Genomic DNA, 17192 nt, shown 5'->3' on the forward strand with positions numbered 1-17192 from the left:
ACGGTCCTACCGACCGGTTTTCCGCGGGCGTCTCCTCCCCGAGCCGGACCCTCCCGACTCCGCCCATGCTGCGCGAACCCTTGCTGCCCCAACTCCCATACTGTAGACAATATTCCGTCGACAGATTCAGACAGTGCGCCCTCTCCGCGGTATCCCTCGACCGAACGGAGCTCCCTCGCATGAAAGTCGCAGTACTCGGCGCCGGAGCGATCGGCGCCTATGTCGGCGCCGCGCTCCACCGTGCGGGCGCCGACGTGCACCTCGTCGCCCGTGGACCGCATCTCGCGGCCATGAGGCAGCACGGTGTGCGGGTCCTCAGCCCCCGCGGTGACTTCACCGCGCACGCGCACGCCACCGACGACCCGGCCGAGGTCGGCCCGGTCGACTTCGTCTTCCTCGGCCTCAAGGCCAACTCGTACGCGGCGTGCGGGCCGCTGATCGAGCCCCTTCTGCACGAGAACACGGCGGTCGTGGCCGCCCAGAACGGCATCCCCTGGTGGTACTTCCACCGGCACGGCGGCCCCCACGACGGCCACCGCGTCGAGAGCGTGGACCCGGGCGGCACGGTCAGCGCGGTGCTCGCGCCGCGGCGGGCCGTCGGCTGCGTGGTCTACGCGGCCACCGAACTCGAAGGCCCCGGCGTCGTACGGCACTTGGAAGGAACCCGGTTCTCGGTCGGCGAACCCGACCGCTCCCTCTCGCCCCGCTGTACGGCGTTCAGCCAGGCGCTGCGGGCCGGCGGCCTGAAGTGCCCGATCGAACCCGATCTGCGCAACGACATCTGGCTCAAGCTGCTCGGCAACATCTCCTTCAACCCGATCAGCGCGCTGGCCCGCGCCACCATGCGCCAGATGTGCCTGCACGGCGGCACCCGCAGGGTCATCGAGATCATGATGACGGAGACCCTGGCCGTCGCCGAGGCCCTCGGCTGCGAGGTCGGCGTCTCCATCGAGCGGCGCCTCGCGGGCGCCGAACGGGTCGGCGACCACCGCACCTCCACGCTCCAGGACCTGGAGCGCGGCAAACCGCTCGAACTCGACGTACTGCTCGCGGCCGTCGTCGAGTTGGCGGAGATCACCGGCGTCGAGGTGCCCACCCTGCGCACCGTGCACGCCATCTCGGACCTGCTCGCGTCGAGGAGCGCCGCATGAGGAAACGCGACCGAACCCCGAAGACCTACACCCGGCTCACCCATCCACTGGTCCGGGACTCCCGCGACGAGCCCTTCCGGCAGGCCACCTGGGAGGAGGCCCTGGACCGGGCCGCCCGCGGGCTGGCGGCGGCACGCGGCGCGTTCGGCCTGTTCTCCTGCGCCCGCGCGACCAACGAGATGAACTACGTGGCGCAGAAGTTCGCCCGGGTCGTCATGGGCACCAACAACGTCGACTCCTGCAACCGGACCTGTCACGCCCCCAGCGTGGCCGGCCTGTCGGCCGCCTTCGGCTCCGGCGGCGGCACCTCCTCGTACGAGGAGATCGAGCACACCGACGTCATCGTGATGTGGGGCTCCAACGCCCGCTTCGCGCATCCGATCTTCTTCCAGCACGCGCTGAAGGGCATCCACCACGGCGCCCGCATGTACGCGGTCGACCCGCGACGGACCTCGACCGCCGAGTGGGCGGAGAGCTGGCTCGGCCTCAACGTCGGCACCGACATCCCGATGGCGCACGCCGTCGGCCGCGAGATCATCCGGGCCGGCCTGGCCAACGAGGCGTTCATCGAACGGGCGACCAGCGGCTACGAGGAGTACAAGCAGCTCGTCGAACCCTGGACGCTGTCCCTCGCGGAGAAGGTGACGGGCGTACCGGCCGCCGCCATACGGGAGTTGGCGCACGCCTACGCCCGCGCCGAGCGCGCCCAGTTGTGCTGGACGCTCGGCATCACCGAGCACCACAACGGCACCGACAACGTCCGCGCGCTGATCAACCTGTCGCTGCTCACCGGTCATGTGGGCCGCTACGGCAGCGGATTGCAGCCGCTGCGCGGACAGAACAACGTGCAGGGCGGCGGCGACATGGGCGCCATCCCCAACCGGCTGCCCGGCTTCCAGGACATCCTCGACGCCGACACCCGGCTGAAGTTCGAGTCGGCGTGGGACACCGTCATCCAGCCGCACTACGGGATGAACCTGACGGAGATGTTCGAGGCGATGGAGGAGGGCGCGCTCAGGGCGGTCTACTGCATCGGCGAGAACCCGGCACAGTCGGAGGCGGACAGCGAGCAGGCCGTACGGCGGTTGCGGCGGCTGGACTTCCTCGTGGTGCAGGACATCTTCCTCACCAGGACGGCCGAACTCGCGGACGTGGTGCTGCCCGCGACGGCCGGCTGGGCGGAGACCGAGGGCACCACCACCAACAGCGAGCGGCGGGTCCAGCGGGTACGCCGGGCGGTGACGCCGCCCGGCGAGGCCCGCGAGGACATCGACATCCTCTGCGACCTCGCGGGACGCCTCGGCCACGAGTGGAAGTACACCGACTCCGAGGCGGTCTGGAACGAGCTCAGGTCGGTGTCGCCGGACCACTACGGGATGACGTACGACCGGCTGGCGGAGCACCAGGGCATCCAGTGGCCGTGCCCCGACCCCGACGGGCTCGAACCGACGTATCTGCACGGCCGGTTGTGGGAGACGGACCCGCACCGGCGCGGCCTGCCCGCCCCCTTCGGGCTGGTCCGGCACGATCCGCCGGTCGACCTCACCGACGAGGAGTATCCGATCCGGCTGACGACCGGGCGGCGCCTCGACTCGTACAACACCGGTGTGCAGAGCGGGAGTTTCGCCTCCCCGCTGCGGCGCGGCGAGTTCGTCGAACTGTGCCCGGAGGACGCCGAGCGGTACGGGGTGACGGTCGGTGAGGAGGTGCGGATCTCCTCGCGGCGCGGGGCGGTGGTCGCCCCGGTGTGGATCGACACCGCGCTGCGGCCCGGGCTGGCCTTCATGACCATGCATTTTCCCGACGAGGTGGACACCAACCAGCTGACGATCGAGGCGAACTGCCCGATCGCGGGGACGGCGGAGTTCAAGGCGTCGGCGATCCGCATCGAGAAGCTACCGGTCGTGACCTACGTGAGGTGAGGCAGTGGACCTGCACTTCGGTGACAGCAAACCGACGGACGAGGAGCGGGCGGCGGTCGACGCGCTGCTCGGTCCCCCGGAGTCCTCGTGGGAGGGGGCGGCCCGCGACGAGATGAGCGCCACGGATCTGAGGTGGGCCCGTGGCGGGCGGGCGGCCCGGGACCGCCGCGACCTGTTGTTGCCGGGGCTGCACGCGATCAACGACCGGATCGGCTGGATCAGCGAGGGCGCCCTCGACTACCTGTGCCGGCGGCTGACCGTGCCGCCCGCGGAGGCGTACGGGGTCGCCACCTTCTACGCGATGTTCTCGGTCAAGCCGCGCCCGGCGACCGTGCTGCACGTCTGCACGGACCTGGCGTGCGCGGCCGCCGGAGCCGCCGGGCTGTGCGCCGGCATCGAGTCCCGGCTCGGCCCCGGCAGCGGTGTCTCGGTCGAGCGCGGCCCGTGCCTGGGCCTGTGCGAACGGGCTCCGGCCGCACTCGCGATCAGGGCCGGGGACCCGGTGCGCACGGCGGTCTCGGCGCCGGCGACGGTGCACGACGCCGTCCTCGCCGCGAGCTCCCCCGACTCGGCGCCCGAGGAGCCGCCCGCGGCGATGGCGGTGCCGCAGGCCGGGGACCCCTCGTTGACGCTGCTCCGGCGCATCGGCGTGGTGGATCCGGCGAGCCTGGACGACTACCGCTCCCGGGGCGGGTACACCGCGCTGCGCCAGGCCTTCGACCTCGGTCCCGCCGGAGTCATCCGTGAGGTCACCGACTCCGGTCTGGTCGGGCGGGGTGGAGCCGCCTTCCCCACCGGCCGCAAATGGCAGGCCACGGCGTCCCAGCCCGACCATCCGCACTACCTGGTGTGCAACGCGGACGAGTCCGAGCCGGGCACCTTCAAGGACCGCGTGATCATGGAGGGCGATCCGTACGCGCTGGTGGAGGCGATGACGATCGCGGCGTACGCGACCGGCGCACACCAGGGGTACCTGTATCTGCGCGGCGAGTACCCGCGGGCGATCCACCGGATGCGGCACGCCGTCGACCAGGCACGGGCCCGGGGACTGCTCGGCGACGACGTCCTCGGCCAGGGCTATGCCTTCGACATCGAGATCCGGCGCGGTGCCGGGGCGTACATCTGCGGTGAGGAGACGGCCCTGTTCAACTCCATCGAGGGATACCGGGGCGAGCCGCGCTCGAAGCCGCCCTTCCCCGTGGAGAAGGGCCTGTTCGGCAAGCCCACGGTCGAGAACAACGTCGAGACGCTGATCAACGTGCTGCCGATCCTCACCCTGGGCGCCCCGGCGTACGCGGTGATCGGCACCGGGCGTTCCACCGGACCGAAGCTGTTCTGTGTGTCGGGCGGTGTGGAGCGGCCCGGGATCTACGAACTGCCGTTCGGGGCGACACTGGGCGAGCTGCTGGAGCTGGCCGGGGTGCGCGAGGGGCTGCGGGCGGTGCTGCTCGGCGGGGCGGCCGGCGGCTTCGTACGGCCGGACGAGACGGACATCCCGCTGACCTTCGAAGGCACCCGGGAGGCGGGTGCCACGCTCGGCTCGGGGGTCGTGATGGCCTTCGACGACACGGTTCCGCTACCCCGGCTCCTGCTGCGCATCGCCGAGTTCTTCCGGGACGAGTCGTGCGGACAGTGCGTGCCGTGCCGGGTCGGGACCGTGCGCCAGGAGGAAGCGCTGCACCGGATCGCGGAGCGCACGGGCGCGGCGGCGGCCGACGACATCGCCTTGCTCAGGGAGGTCGGCCGCGCCATGCGGGACGCCTCCATCTGCGGTCTGGGGCAGACCGCGTGGAACGCCGTGGAATCCGCCATCGACCGTCTGGGGGCGTACGAATGACCGTGACACCGCTGGGGATCCCGCGCCGGCTGCTGGAGTTCACCCTCGACGGCGAGGCGGCCAGGGTCCCCGAGGGCTCGACCGTCCTGGACGCCTGCCGGGCGGCCGGGAAGGACATCCCGACCCTGTGCGAGGGCGACACCCTCACACCCAAGAACGCCTGCCGGGTCTGTGTCGTCGAGGTCGAGGGCGCCAGGACCCTCGTCCCGGCCTGCTCCCGCAGGGCCGAGTCCGGCATGGAGGTGCGGACCGACACCGAGCGGGCCCGGCACAGCCGCAAGATCGTCCTGGAACTGCTCGCCTCCTCGGTCGACATGTCGACCACTCCGCGGGTGGCCGGGTGGATCAAGGAGTACGAGGCGAAGCCGGACCGTTTCGGCCCGGACGCGGCCCGGCTGGACGAGGAGCCGAGGGTCGACAACGATCTGTACGTACGCGACTACGACAAGTGCATCCTCTGCTACAAGTGCGTGGACGCCTGCGGCGACCAGTGGCAGAACACCTTCGCGATCTCCGTGACCGGCCGCGGCTTCGACGCCCGGATCGCCGTCGAGCACGACGCCCCGCTGACCGACTCGGCGTGCGTGTACTGCGGCAACTGCATCGAGGTGTGCCCGACCGGGGCGCTGTCCTTCAAGTCGGAGTTCGACATGCGGGCGGCGGGTACCTGGGACGAGTCGGCGCAGACGGAGACGACCACCGTGTGCGCGTACTGCGGTGTGGGCTGCAATCTCACCCTGCACGTGCAGGACAATGACATCGTGAAGGTCACCTCCCCGCACGACAACCCGGTGACCCACGGCAATCTCTGCATCAAGGGCCGTTTCGGCTACCAGCACGTACAGAACCGGGGCTGATCAGGACATGGGACGAGTCACGGAACGACGCAAGGTGGTCCGGATCCGGGACGGGGTGGTCTCCAGCCGCCCGGACACGCTGGTCGCGGAGGAACCGCTGGAGATCCGGCTGAACGGCAAGCCGCTCGCGATCACCATGCGCACCCCGGGCGACGACTTCGCGCTCGCCGCCGGTTTCCTGGTGAGCGAGGGTGTCCTGGCCGCCGCGTCCGATCTGCTGAACATCGTCTACTGCGCGGGGGCGACCGCGGACGGGTCGAACACCTACAACGTGGTGGACGTGCGGACCTCGCCGGACGTGGTGATGCCCGACATCACCCTGGAGCGGAACGTGTACACGACCTCGTCGTGCGGTCTGTGCGGCAAGGCCAGTCTCGACGCCGTCCGGACGACCGCCCGCTGGCCCATCGCCGACACTCCCCCGGTCCGCGTCGAACCCGCCCTGCTCGCGCGCCTCCCCGACCGGCTCCGCGCGGCGCAGCGGGTCTTCGACCGGACCGGGGGTCTGCACGCGGCGGCCCTGTTCTCCGAGGAGGGCGAGCTGGTCGACATCCGGGAGGACGTGGGCCGGCACAACGCGGTCGACAAGCTGGTCGGCCGCGCCCTGCAGAACGGGGAACTGCCGCTGTCCCGCACGATCCTGCTGGTGTCCGGCCGGGCATCGTTCGAGTTGGCGCAGAAGGCCGTGATGGCGGGCATCCCGGTGCTCGCGGCGGTGTCGGCGCCCTCGTCGCTGGCGGTGGACCTGGCGGCGGAGTCGGGGCTGACGCTGGTGGGCTTCCTGCGGGGCGGTTCCATGAACGTGTACGCGGGCGAGGGCCGTATCGCCCTGCAGGCCGCGGCCGCCCAGGGCTGAGCGGCTCCCCGCGACACGGCGGCGGGGCCCCGAACGGCGGGGAGCGCCCCCTGCGCCGCAGGGGCCCCGCCTCAATCCGTGGTGAAGCGCACCCCGGCGGCGGTCACGACCGTGCCCAGGCGCGGGAAGTCCAGGCGCACCGACGCCTCGTGCTCGGCGGCGGTGAACGCGGTCATGGCGTCCTCGACGAAGACCAGGTCGTAGCCGAGGTCACCCGCGGCGCGGGCGGTGGACTCGACACCGAGGTTGGTGGCGATCCCGCCGAACACCAGCGTGGTGACGCCGTGTTCACGCAGCCGCTCGTCCAGTCCGGTGCCCTGGAAGGCGCCGATCGTCCGCTTCACGATCTCGACGTCGCCGTCCCCGAGCAGCCCCGGCACCAGTGCGCTGCCCGACGGCTGCTCCGTCACGCCGGGGCGCTCCACCCGGACGAGCACGACCAGTGCGCCGACCGCTCGGAAACCCGTCGCCAACTCCCGCGCGACAGCGAGGAGTTCGGGACCCCTGTGGGGCTCCAGGGGCAGCGCGACGATGCGGTCCATCAGGTCGACGAGCACGAGGGCGGTGCGCGCGGGATCGAGCGCGAGCCCCGGATCGGCCGTGTGCGGTGCGTTCATGACGGAACGTTATCCATGGACGGCCGTCCGTGCCGGAGATCCGGATCAACGGGCCCGTGAACCGGCCGTGTCCGGCCTCCGTCCGCGGGACGCCCCATGGACCGGGTGGGCGGCAGGCACTAACGTCCCGGAACGTGCCCGAGGACACACGAGCACGACAGCGAACGGGAGTCGGGGTCGGCCTGCTGATGGCCCTGGTTCTCTCGGCCGTGCTGCTCAGCGCGCTGTCCAAGGACGAGGACCGACGCGGTTCCGGGGCGTGCGCACCGCACACGGTCGGCTCCTGGTCGGCCGACGACCGCCTCACCGCCGAGTTCGCCCGCTACGGCGACGACGCCGCCCGCGCCGACGACTGGACCGGCGGCGACGGCACGCACTCGGTGCGGCTGCCCGACGGACGGGTGCTGTGGCTGTTCTCGGACACCTACCTCGGCCAGGTGCACAGCCCGCCCAACCCGGTCGGCGAGTCCTACGCCTGGCGGGACGGGACGGCACCTCTGGTGCGCAACTCGGCGGTGCTGATGGACGACGGGCGGCTCGCCGCGACGCTGCCCGCGCCGCTCTTCCCCGATCCGGGCCCGGACCAGTGGCGTTGGCCGGTCGCGGCCCGCGTCGAACCCCGCTCCCCGGGCTCCTCCGAGCAGGTGCTGCGGGTGCTGCTGTGGGTGCGGACGGCGGGACAGTCGCCGTGGATCTACGGCGTGCCCACCGCGACCGAGGTCGCCACCCTCTCCCTGCCCGCGCTGCGGGTCGAGTCCGTCGTCGAGGTCCTCGACCAGCGCCTCGTCCAGGACCCGTCCCGGCGGGTGCTGTTCGGGACGACACTGGTCGAGAAGGGCGGCTGGACGTACGTGTTCGGCGGCGACGACGGACAGGCGGCGTCCCGGCCCGCCTCGCAGGCGTACGTGGCGCGGGTGCCAGAGGGCGGGCTCGGGGACCCCGCGGCCTGGGAGTACTGGGACGGCTCCGCCTGGGCGGCGCGGGCCCGGCCGGGCGCCGTGCTGGGGGACGGCCGGCGCACCGGGGTGGGCAGCGCCTTCTCGGTGGTGCGGCAGGGCGGGACGTATGTGCTGTTCACCATGGCGGCGGGGGCCAAGGGCCTGACGACGGTCACCTCGTACTGGGCGTGCTCCCCCACCGGGCCCTGGCACGGCCCCGCGAAGGACTTCACGGCGTCGTTGCCGGCGGGCGGGGTGGCCGCCTACAACCCGCAGGTCCACCCCGAACTCGGCGCCGACGGACGGCTGGTGCTGAGCTACGACGTCAACTGGCTGGAGGTCACGGACGCTGCGGCGCAGCTCAACCGGAACGTGGCCCTGTACCGACCGCGGTTCGTGACCCTGCGGCTGGTGCCGACCCGGTGACCTCCTCCCGGGGATCGAGCGAGCGGCGCTTGGCGATCACCGCGCACACCATCAGCTGCATCTGGTGGAAGAGCATCAGCGGCAGCACGGCCAGCGAGGCGTGCGCGCCGAACAGGACGCTCGCCATGGGCAGTCCGGAGGCCAGGGACTTCTTCGAGCCGGCGAACTGGATGGCGATCCGGTCCTCCCGGCCGAAGCGGAGCGCCTTGGCCCCGTACCAGGTCAGGGCCAGCATCACGGCGAGGATCACGACCTCGACGGCCATCAGACCGGCCAGCCGGGCGGGGCTCACCTGGTGCCAGATGCCCTGGACCATGCCCTCGCTGAACGCCGTGTAGACGACGAGGAGGATCGAGCCCCGGTCGACCAGGCCGAGGACCTTCTTGTGCCGGGTGACGAACCCTCCGATCCAGCGGCGCAGCAGCTGTCCGGCGAGGAAGGGCACCAGCAGCTGGAGCACGATCTCCAGCAGCGAGTCGGCGGAGAACCCACCGGTGCCGCCGCCGAGCAGGGCCGCCGCCAGCAGGGGGGTGAGGACGATGCCCACCAGGGAGGAGAACGAGCCGGCGCAGATCGCTGCGGGAACGTTTCCGCGGGCCATCGAGGTGAAGGCGATCGACGACTGGATGGTCGAGGGGACGAGCGTGAGGAAGAGCAGTCCCTGGTAGAGCGGCTGGGTCAGCAGGACGGGCACCAGCCCGCGGGCGGCCAGGCCCAGCAGCGGGAAGACAAGGAACGTACAGGCAAGGACGGTGAGGTGGAGCCGCCAGTGCCTGAGCCCGTCCATCGCCTCACGGGTGGAGAGCCGGGCGCCGTAGAGGAAGAAGAGGAAGGCGATGGCGCCCGTGGAGGCGCCGGAGGCCACGTCGGCCGTCGCCCCGCGGGCCGGGAGGAGAGCCGCGAGGCCCACCGTCCCGAGCAACAGCAGGATGTACGGGTCGATCGGCATCCAACTCGGCCATCGCAGGCGTTTCACGGTGCTCCACTTGCTTGCTCGGTGCTGTCGGCGGTGCGGGGTCACGGGTCCCCCCTCCATCGTGCTCCCTCACCTCGTGATCGGGAATCCCGTACACCGCACTCACTGTCATCACGTTCCGCGATAGCCTGAGCGGGTGTACGACCCCTCTCAGCTGCGTACGTTCCTCGCGGTGGCCCAGACGCTGAGCTTCACGCAGGCGGCCCGCCGGCTCGGGCTGCGTCAGTCCACGGTCAGCCAGCATGTGCGGCGGCTGGAGGACGTCACCGGGCGGCAGCTGTTCACCCGGGACACCCACTCCGTGGAGCTGACGGAGGACGGCGAGGCGATGCTCGGCTTCGCGCGCCGGATCCTGGAGGTGCACGAGCAGGCGGCGGCGTTCTTCACGGGCACCCGGGTGCGCGGCCGGCTGCGGTTCGGGGCGTCCGAGGACTTCGTGCTGACCCGGCTGCCGGAGATCCTGGAGGGCTTCCGGCACAACCACCCCGAGGTCGACCTGGAGCTGACGGTCGAACTGTCGGGCACCCTGCACACCCAGCTGGCGGCCGGGAAGCTGGACCTGGTCCTCGCGAAACGGCGACCGGACGCGGCCGCTCCGCGCGGGCAGCTCGTGTGGCACGACGAGTTGGTGTGGATCGGCGCGGAGCGGCTGCGCCTGGACGCGGACCGGCCGGTGCCGTTGATCGTGTACCCGCCGCCGGGCATCACCCGGGCGCTGGCCATGGAGGCCCTGGAGCGGCAGGGCCGCGCGTGGCGCGTGGCGTGCACCAGCGGCAGCCTGAACGGGCTGGTCGCGGCGGCCCGCGCGGGCCTCGGGGTGATGGCCCACTCGCGCGGCCTGATCCCGCCCGGCCTGGTGCGTGTCCCCGACCGGTCGGGGCTGCCGGAGCTCGGCCGCGTCGACTTCGTCCTGGTGCACGGCCGCCGCCGTACGGCAGCACAGGGCGCCGCCGACGCGCTGGCGGCGGCGATCCTGGCGGGCGGGGACCGGCTGCACCGGCGGTGACCCGGAACGCGGTCAGCGGGCGGGCCGCTGGTAGGTGAGCTGCTTGACGCGCCGCAGGAACGGCGAGGCCTCCACGTGCTGGACGCCGGACAGGTGGCCGAGGGGGCCGCTCAGGTAGGCGTAGAGGTGAGCCGTGTTCCTGACCACGGCGGTGGCGAGGAGGTTGGAGGGGCCCGCCGTGGCGGCGGCGTACGCGATCTCGTCGTGGCCGGCGAGGGTCTCGCCGACGGAGTGCAGGGCGGCCGGGGTGGTGGTGATCCACAGGACGGCCGTCAGGGGGTAGCCGATGGTCTCGGAGTGGTACTCCACGTCGATGTAGAGCGCGCCGGAGGCGAGCAGCGCGGCCAGCCGGCGTTTGACGGCGGACTCCGAACGGCCGGTGGCGCGCTGGAGTTCGGGGTAGGTGGCGCGGCCGTCCTCTTCGAGGGCGGCGACCAGCGGCTCGTCCTGTGGGTCGATACGGGCCAGGCCGTCGGTGGCGACCGGCTCGGTCCTCAGGGCGGCGATCTCGTCCGCGGTGAGCGCGCCGAACTTGCTCAGCCAGCAGGTCGGGCCGCCGTAGAAGCGGTGGAGGATCTGGTGGGCGCGGATCTCCATGACGCGTGGGGTGCGCGGGAGCTTGCCGAGGAGCAGGTCGTCGCGGTCGCCCGCGCTGCGCGGCCGGGTGCCGAGGACGACCTCCGTGCCGCCCGCGGCGATACCGATCCAGCTGGTGTCGGGGCGCTTGGCGAGCGCGTCGGCGATGACCAGGGCACTGTCGGGGACGCAGCGCAGGCGCAGGGTCCACTGGTCCTGCCCGAGACGATGGGCGTCCCGGACGGCGACGACCCGCAGGCCGCCCTCGGCGCGCAGCCTGCGGTAGCGGCGCGCGATCGTCTGGTCGGAGACGCCGAGCACCTCCGCGAGCCGGCTGAAGGAGGCGCGGCCGTTGACTCCCAGGGCGTCCAGCAGCCGCAGATCCAGCTGGTCGAAGGTGTGGGATTCCATCTCCATCCGGCTCACCCCTGTCGGATTCCGGCGGTCGGCACCTGTTCGCCGTCTTGATCGGCCGGGTGCGTCCCATCGTACGGAGAAAGCACCTTCGACACGGAGAGAGTGGGGGACATGCGTACATGGGGGCCGCTGACGGCGGTGTGCCTGGGCACGTTCATGTTGTTGCTGGATGTCACGATCGCGGTGGTGGCGCTGCCGGACATGGCGCGGGCGCTGGACGCGTCGCTGAGCGATCTGCAGTGGGTGATGGACGGGTACGCGCTGGCGCTGGCCGCGCTGCTGCTCGGGGTGGGGGCCGCGGCCGACGTGCTGGGCCGGCGGCGGGTGCATGTGGCGGGTGTGGTGCTGTTCGCGGTCGCCTCGCTGACGTGCGCCCTCGCGACCGGGCCGGGGATGCTGATCGCGGCACGGGGACTGCAGGGTGTGGGCGCGGCGGCGATGTTCGCCACGACACTGCCGCTGCTGGGCTCCGTCTACCAGGGGCGGCAGCGCTCGACGGCGCTCGGGGTGTGGGGCGCGGTCAGTGGCGCGGCGGCCGCGGTGGGACCGCTGGCCGGCGGGCTGCTCACCGCGGGGCCGGGCTGGCGGTGGATCTTCTTCGTGAACCTGCCGGTCAGCGTGGCCGCGGTCTGGCTGACCCTGCGGGTGGTGCCCGAGTCGCGGGGCCGCGAGGGCCGTCGGGTCGACTGGGCGGGTACGGCGACGTTCGCGGCGTTCGCCGGGGCGCTGACGTACGGGGCGGTGCGGGCCGGGTCGCACGGCTGGGGCGCGGCCGGCACGCTCGGCTGGTTCGCGGTGGCGGTCGCGGCGCTGGTGGCCTTCGTGGCGGTCCAGCGGCGCGTCGCGGACCCGCTGCTGGAGCTGCGGCTGTTCACCCGGCCCGCGTTCTCCGGTGTGATGGCGGGTGCGCTCGCCTTCAACGGGACGGCGTTCGGCGTGCTGGTGTACACCTCGATCTGGTTGCAGACGATGCTCGGGATGAGCCCGGTGCGCGGGGGCGTGCTGTTCCTGTGGATGTCCCTCGCCGCGTTCGTGGTGGCGGGGGCCGGGGGCCGGCTGCTGCACGGGGTGCCGGCCCGTTTCCCGATCGGTGGCGGGCTGCTGCTGATCGGCGCCGGGCAGTTCTGCATGGCGGGTCTGGACGCGGGATCCGGCGCGAACGCGCTGATTCCCGGGCTGGTCCTGGTGGGTGCCGGTACGGGGCTGGTGTCGCCGGGCATCGCGGGCGCCGCGCTGGCCGCGGTGGGGCCCGAGCGGGCCGGCATGGCGGGCGGCGCGGTCAACACGTTCCGGCAGCTCGGCTACGCCCTCGGCATCGCCCTGTGCGGCACGGTCCTCACCTCCCGGATGCGGGACACGCTGCCGCCCGACGCGGCCCACACCCTCGCGGGCGGCGGCGCCGGGGCGCTCGGGGGCGCCTTCTCCGAGCACACCCTGCGGGCGGCCTTCGCGGCGGGGCTGGACCGGGCGGCGCTGGTCGCGGGTTCCGTGGCCGTGGTCGCGGGCCTGCTGGTGCTCGCCCTGGTCAGGACCGGGCGGACGGCACCGCACGGGGTGCCGGCACCGGCCGCCGGGACGCTGGAGGAGGAGGGCGCGCTGCCGCGCGGATGAGACAGGACACCCCGGCCGGAGAGACGTGATCCGGCCATCGGGTGGCCGTAATCAGGTCGTACAGATTCGGTGGAGATTACGGCACCGAAACTTGTCCAACCGTCAGCTTTCTGTCCGACCCTTCCCCATGTGAGCGTATTTTCCGTCACTGACCAGTGCGTACCTGAGCATCGCTCGGCTTCCGCACCCCTCCCGGCCACTCCCCGGTTGGGGTAGCTTTCACGGCGCCGTGCGGAGCGTCACAAGAGGCGGGGAGCGGGGTTTGCGCGAGTTCACCAACCCTCCGTTGGCGTTGGCACCACCGGTGGGCGGTCTGGCCGATGTCGTCTTCCAGCATGCCCAGGAGGATCCGCTGTACATCGCCCTCGGCCGCAAGGACGAGGAGGGGCAGTGGCGGGACGTCACCGCCGCCGAGTTCCGCGACGAGGTCCTCGCCCTCGCCAAGGGCCTGCTCGCCCAGGGCGTCCGCTTCGGCGACCGCGTCGCGATCATGTCGCGCACCCGCTACGAGTGGACGCTGTTCGACTTCGCGCTGTGGACCATCGGCGCCCAGGTGGTGCCGGTCTACCCGACGTCGTCGGCCGAGCAGTGCTTCTGGATGCTGTACGACGCCGAGTGCACGGCGGCCGTCGTGGAGCACGAGGACCACGCGATGACCATCGCCACCGTCATCGACCGGCTGCCGCGGCTGGGCCGGCTGTGGCAGCTGGACTCGGGCGCCGTGCAGGAGCTGTACGACGCCGGTGCCCACCTCGACGACGAGGTGGTGCACCGGCACCGGCAGGCCGTCACCCCGGACTCGATCGCCACGATCATCTACACCTCGGGCACCACCGGCCGCCCCAAGGGCTGTGTCGTCTCGCACGGCAACTTCATGTACGAGGCGGACACGGTCATCGAGCGCTGGGAGTCGGTGTTCCACTCCAAGAAGGGCGACGAGGCGGCCACCCTGCTCTTCCTGCCGCTCGCGCACGTCTTCGGGCGCATGGTCCAGATCGCCGGGATCCGCGGCAAGGTGAAATTCGGCCACCAGCCGCAGCTGAACGCCGCCGCCCTGCTGCCGGACCTCGCCGCCTTCAAGCCGACGTTCTTCCTCGCCGTCCCGTACATCTTCGAGAAGGTGTTCAACGCGGCCCGCCGCAAAGCGGAGAAGGAGGGCAGATCCGGGCCCTTCGAGAAGGCCGTCGACGTCGCCGTGAAGTACGCGGACGCGATGGAGGCGAAGGCCTGGGGCGTCGGGCCCGGCCCGTCGGCGGGGCTGCGCATGCAGCACCAGCTCTTCGACAAGCTCGTCTACTCCAAGATCCGGGCCGCGATGGGCGGCCGGATCCGGCAGGCGATGTCGGGCGGCTCGGCGATGGACCGCCGGCTGGGCCTGTTCTGGGCGGGTGCGGGCGTGCACATCTACGAGGGTTACGGCCTCACCGAGACCACCGCCGCCGCGACCGCCAACCCGCCCGAGCGCACCCGCTACGGCACCGTCGGGCAGGCCATCCCCGGCATGACCGTGCACATCGCGGACGACGGCGAGATCTGGCTGCGCGGCCCGAACGTCTTCCAGTGCTACCTCAACAACCAGAAGGCCACCGACGAGTCCCTGCACGACGGCTGGCTCGCCACCGGCGACCTCGGCATGCTCGACGAGGACGGCTACCTCACGATCACCGGCCGCAAGAAGGAGATCCTGGTCACCTCCGGCGGCAAGAGCGTCTCCCCCGGTGTGCTGGAGGAGCGGGTGCGCGACCATCCGCTGGTCGCCCAGTGCATCGTCGTGGGCAACGACCGCCCCTACATCGCCGCCCTGGTCACCCTCGACCAGGAGGCCGTGGAGCACTGGCTGACCATGCGCGACAAACCGCGGCTGACCCCCGCCGAACTGGTGCGCGACACGGACCTGGAGACCGAGGTGCGGCGGGCCGTGGTCGCCGCCAACACGCTGGTCTCGCAGGCCGAGTCGATCCGCACCTTCCGCATCCTCGCCCAGCCGTTCACCGAGGAGCACGGCCTGCTGACCCCGTCGCTGAAGCTGAAGCGGAAGGCGATCGAGAACGCCTACGCGGGCGAGGTCGAGGCGCTGTACCGGGCATGACGTCCCAGGATGTCCCATGACCGTGCGATCCGGCCGATTCCCACCGATTCCCCGGTCAGGAATGCATCACGGCTCGTGATCGTTGACGATGGGACGTACCACCCGACGACAACCGTAAGGATCAAGAGCTCGTGAGCAGCAAGGTCCCCCCGATCATCCTCAACAACGGCGTCGAGATGCCCCAGCTGGGTTTCGGAGTCTGGCAGGTGCCGGACGACGAGGCGGAGCAGGCGGTCACCACCGCGCTGGAGGCCGGGTACCGCAGCATCGACACAGCGGCGATCTACGGCAATGAAGAGGGCACCGGCAAGGCCCTCACGTCATCCGGCCTCCCCCGCGAGGACCTCTTCGTCACCACCAAGCTCTGGAACGCCGACCAGGGCTACGACTCCACGCTGCGCGCCTTCGACACGTCGCTGGCCAAGCTCGGCCTGGAGTACGTCGACCTGTACCTGATCCACTGGCCGGTACCGTCCGCGGACACGTACCTCGACACCTACCGGGCGTTCGAGAAGCTGCTCGCCGACGGCCGCGTCCGCGCCATCGGTGTGTCCAACTTCCTCGTGGAGCACCTGGAGCGGCTGACCGCCGAGACGTCCGTCGTCCCGGCCGTCAACCAGATCGAACTGCACCCGCACCTCCAGCAGCACCAGTCCCGCGCGTTCCACGCGGAGCGGGGCATCGCCACCGAGGCCTGGTCGCCACTCGGTCAGGGCAAGGGCCTCCTGGAGGTTCCGGCGATCGTCGCCATCGCCCAGAAGCACGACCGCACCCCGGCCCAGGTGGTGCTGCGCTGGCACCTCCAGCTCGGCAACGTCGTGATCCCGAAGTCCGTGACGCCGTCCCGGATCAAGGAGAACATCGAGGTCTTCGACTTCAGCCTGGACACCGAGGACCTGGCGGCCATCAGCGCGCTGAACGAGGACCGCCGTATCGGACCGGACCCGGCGACCCTCGCCTAGGCCCGACCCGTCCCGGCCGCGCCCCGGGTGCCACACCGCTTCGGCGGTACGGCACCCGGGGCGCGGCCATGTCCGCCACCCGCGCGGGGGACGGACACGGCCGGGTCGACGGGCCCGCGCGGGCCCTCATGGTAGGGACACAGGGAGACGTATTAACCGATTTCCCTACGAAAGGTCCCTCGCGCAGTGCACCTCCGCACCCTGACCCTCACCGCGCTCCCCGCCGCCGCCCTGCTCGCCGCCGGACAGCTGCCGCTCCCCGCGAGCGCCACCGGCGCCCCGCGCCCGCCGTCGGCCCGGGACGACCCCGCCGACCCCGCGGACCCGGTCGACGCGGCCGACCTGCTCGCCAAGGTGACCTCCTGTGACCAGATCTCCCGTGGCAGATACCGCACCGACGCGGGCACCCCGGCCACGGTCCCCGTGTGCGGCACCAAGGGCGCGGTCTTCTGGAAGGCCGACATGGACATCGACTGCGACGGCCGGCGCAGCGCGAAGTGCAACGAGCGCACCGACCCCTGGTTCCACCCCGACACCGCCTTCCACCAGTCCGACGGCAGGCCCCTGCGCTCCGACACCCTGCCCTACGTCGTCGTCCCCGGCGCCGGCACCGTCTGGAAGCCCGCCGCCTCGGGCATCAGGGGCGGCGGCGTGGTCGCACTGATCCACGAGAACAAGGTCCGCTACGCCGTCGTCGGCGACACCGGCCCCACGAAGATCATCGGGGAGGCCTCGTACGCCGCCGCGAAGGCCCTGGGCATCGACCCCCACCCTGCGAAGGGGGGTACCGCCTCCGAGGTGACGTACATCCTCTTCAAGAACTCCCAGGTGTCCCCCATCGAGAGCCGCAAGGCGGCGGTGAAGCTGGGCAAACGGCTCGCGAAGCGGTTCCTCCGCGACAACTGACCGCCGGAAGCGCCTGGTTGGGTGTCGTCGGCCGGAGTCCGTCAG

Annotated in this window: 14 protein-coding genes; 11 read left to right on the forward strand and 3 right to left on the reverse strand. The window is 71.8% G+C overall.

Annotated features, from left to right (window positions below):
* The first annotated feature begins 179 nt into the window (after positions 1 to 179).
* The 5 genes from ACZ5VD_RS08945 to fdhD are packed head-to-tail and all read left to right on the forward strand — an operon-like array spanning position 180 to position 6623.
* Positions 180 to 1151, forward strand: coding sequence for a 2-dehydropantoate 2-reductase (locus tag ACZ5VD_RS08945; RefSeq protein WP_468551188.1), 972 nt, complete (start codon positions 180 to 182; stop codon positions 1149 to 1151).
* Positions 1148 to 3073: a molybdopterin oxidoreductase family protein gene (locus tag ACZ5VD_RS08950; RefSeq protein ID WP_468681622.1), complete on the forward strand. Its 1926-nt coding sequence runs from the start codon at positions 1148 to 1150 to the stop codon at positions 3071 to 3073. Before ACZ5VD_RS08945 ends, ACZ5VD_RS08950 begins: the two co-directional genes overlap by 4 nt.
* 4 nt (positions 3074 to 3077) lie before the next feature.
* Positions 3078 to 4910 carry an NADH-ubiquinone oxidoreductase-F iron-sulfur binding region domain-containing protein gene (locus ACZ5VD_RS08955; protein ID WP_468551186.1) on the forward strand — a complete coding sequence of 611 codons (1833 nt, stop codon included), beginning with the start codon at positions 3078 to 3080 and terminating at the stop codon, positions 4908 to 4910.
* Positions 4907 to 5767: a 2Fe-2S iron-sulfur cluster-binding protein gene (locus tag ACZ5VD_RS08960; RefSeq protein ID WP_468681624.1), complete on the forward strand. Its 861-nt coding sequence runs from the start codon at positions 4907 to 4909 to the stop codon at positions 5765 to 5767. The genes ACZ5VD_RS08955 and ACZ5VD_RS08960 overlap by 4 nt, the downstream gene beginning before the upstream one ends.
* A 7-nt stretch (positions 5768 to 5774) precedes the next feature.
* A complete protein-coding gene (gene fdhD / locus ACZ5VD_RS08965; protein WP_468551184.1) occupies positions 5775 to 6623 on the forward strand; it encodes a formate dehydrogenase accessory sulfurtransferase FdhD in 849 nt (282 codons plus the stop codon).
* Positions 6624 to 6694: 71 nt separating this feature from the next.
* On the opposite strand, the gene ACZ5VD_RS08970 is transcribed toward fdhD, so the two are convergent.
* Positions 6695 to 7240 (reverse strand): isochorismatase family protein, encoded by a 546-nt coding sequence (locus ACZ5VD_RS08970; RefSeq protein WP_468551183.1) that lies wholly within the window; start codon positions 7238 to 7240, stop codon positions 6695 to 6697.
* A gap of 134 nt (positions 7241 to 7374) precedes the next feature.
* Between ACZ5VD_RS08970 and ACZ5VD_RS08975 the strand changes: the two genes are divergently transcribed.
* Positions 7375 to 8604 (forward strand): DUF4185 domain-containing protein, encoded by a 1230-nt coding sequence (locus ACZ5VD_RS08975; RefSeq protein WP_468551182.1) that lies wholly within the window; start codon positions 7375 to 7377, stop codon positions 8602 to 8604.
* Here the strand turns inward: ACZ5VD_RS08975 and ACZ5VD_RS08980 are convergent.
* On the reverse strand, positions 8540 to 9553 hold the full coding sequence (locus tag ACZ5VD_RS08980; protein WP_468681694.1) for a bile acid:sodium symporter family protein: 1014 nt from the start codon (positions 9551 to 9553) through the stop codon (positions 8540 to 8542). The two genes, ACZ5VD_RS08975 and ACZ5VD_RS08980, sit on opposite strands and share 65 nt — an antisense overlap.
* 163 nt (positions 9554 to 9716) lie before the next feature.
* On the opposite strand from ACZ5VD_RS08980, the gene ACZ5VD_RS08985 reads away from it, so the two are divergent.
* A complete protein-coding gene (locus tag ACZ5VD_RS08985; RefSeq protein ID WP_468551181.1) occupies positions 9717 to 10586 on the forward strand; it encodes a LysR substrate-binding domain-containing protein in 870 nt (289 codons plus the stop codon).
* Positions 10587 to 10598: 12 nt separating this feature from the next.
* Here the strand turns inward: ACZ5VD_RS08985 and ACZ5VD_RS08990 are convergent, their stop codons facing one another.
* Complete coding sequence (locus ACZ5VD_RS08990) at positions 10599 to 11579, reverse strand: Lrp/AsnC family transcriptional regulator (protein WP_468551180.1); 981 nt, start codon at positions 11577 to 11579, stop codon at positions 10599 to 10601.
* 111 nt (positions 11580 to 11690) lie between these two features.
* On the opposite strand from ACZ5VD_RS08990, the gene ACZ5VD_RS08995 reads away from it, so the two are divergent.
* The 4 genes from ACZ5VD_RS08995 (at position 11691) to ACZ5VD_RS09010 (ending at position 17147) form a co-directional block, all read left to right on the forward strand.
* Complete coding sequence (locus ACZ5VD_RS08995; protein WP_468681625.1) at positions 11691 to 13190, forward strand: MFS transporter; 1500 nt, start codon at positions 11691 to 11693, stop codon at positions 13188 to 13190.
* Positions 13191 to 13452: 262 nt separating this feature from the next.
* Entirely contained in the window at positions 13453 to 15279 is a 1827-nt protein-coding gene (locus ACZ5VD_RS09000) for an AMP-dependent synthetase/ligase (protein ID WP_468551178.1), read from the forward strand.
* Positions 15280 to 15410: 131 nt separating this feature from the next.
* Positions 15411 to 16241, forward strand: a complete 831-nt coding sequence (locus tag ACZ5VD_RS09005) for an aldo/keto reductase (RefSeq protein ID WP_468551177.1) — start codon at positions 15411 to 15413, stop codon at positions 16239 to 16241.
* Positions 16242 to 16427: 186 nt separating this feature from the next.
* Positions 16428 to 17147 carry a glycoside hydrolase family 75 protein gene (locus ACZ5VD_RS09010; protein ID WP_468551176.1) on the forward strand — a complete coding sequence of 240 codons (720 nt, stop codon included), beginning with the start codon at positions 16428 to 16430 and terminating at the stop codon, positions 17145 to 17147.
* Positions 17148 to 17192 lie beyond the last annotated feature (45 nt).

The organism is Streptomyces sp. NPDC032822, from assembly GCF_055578825.1.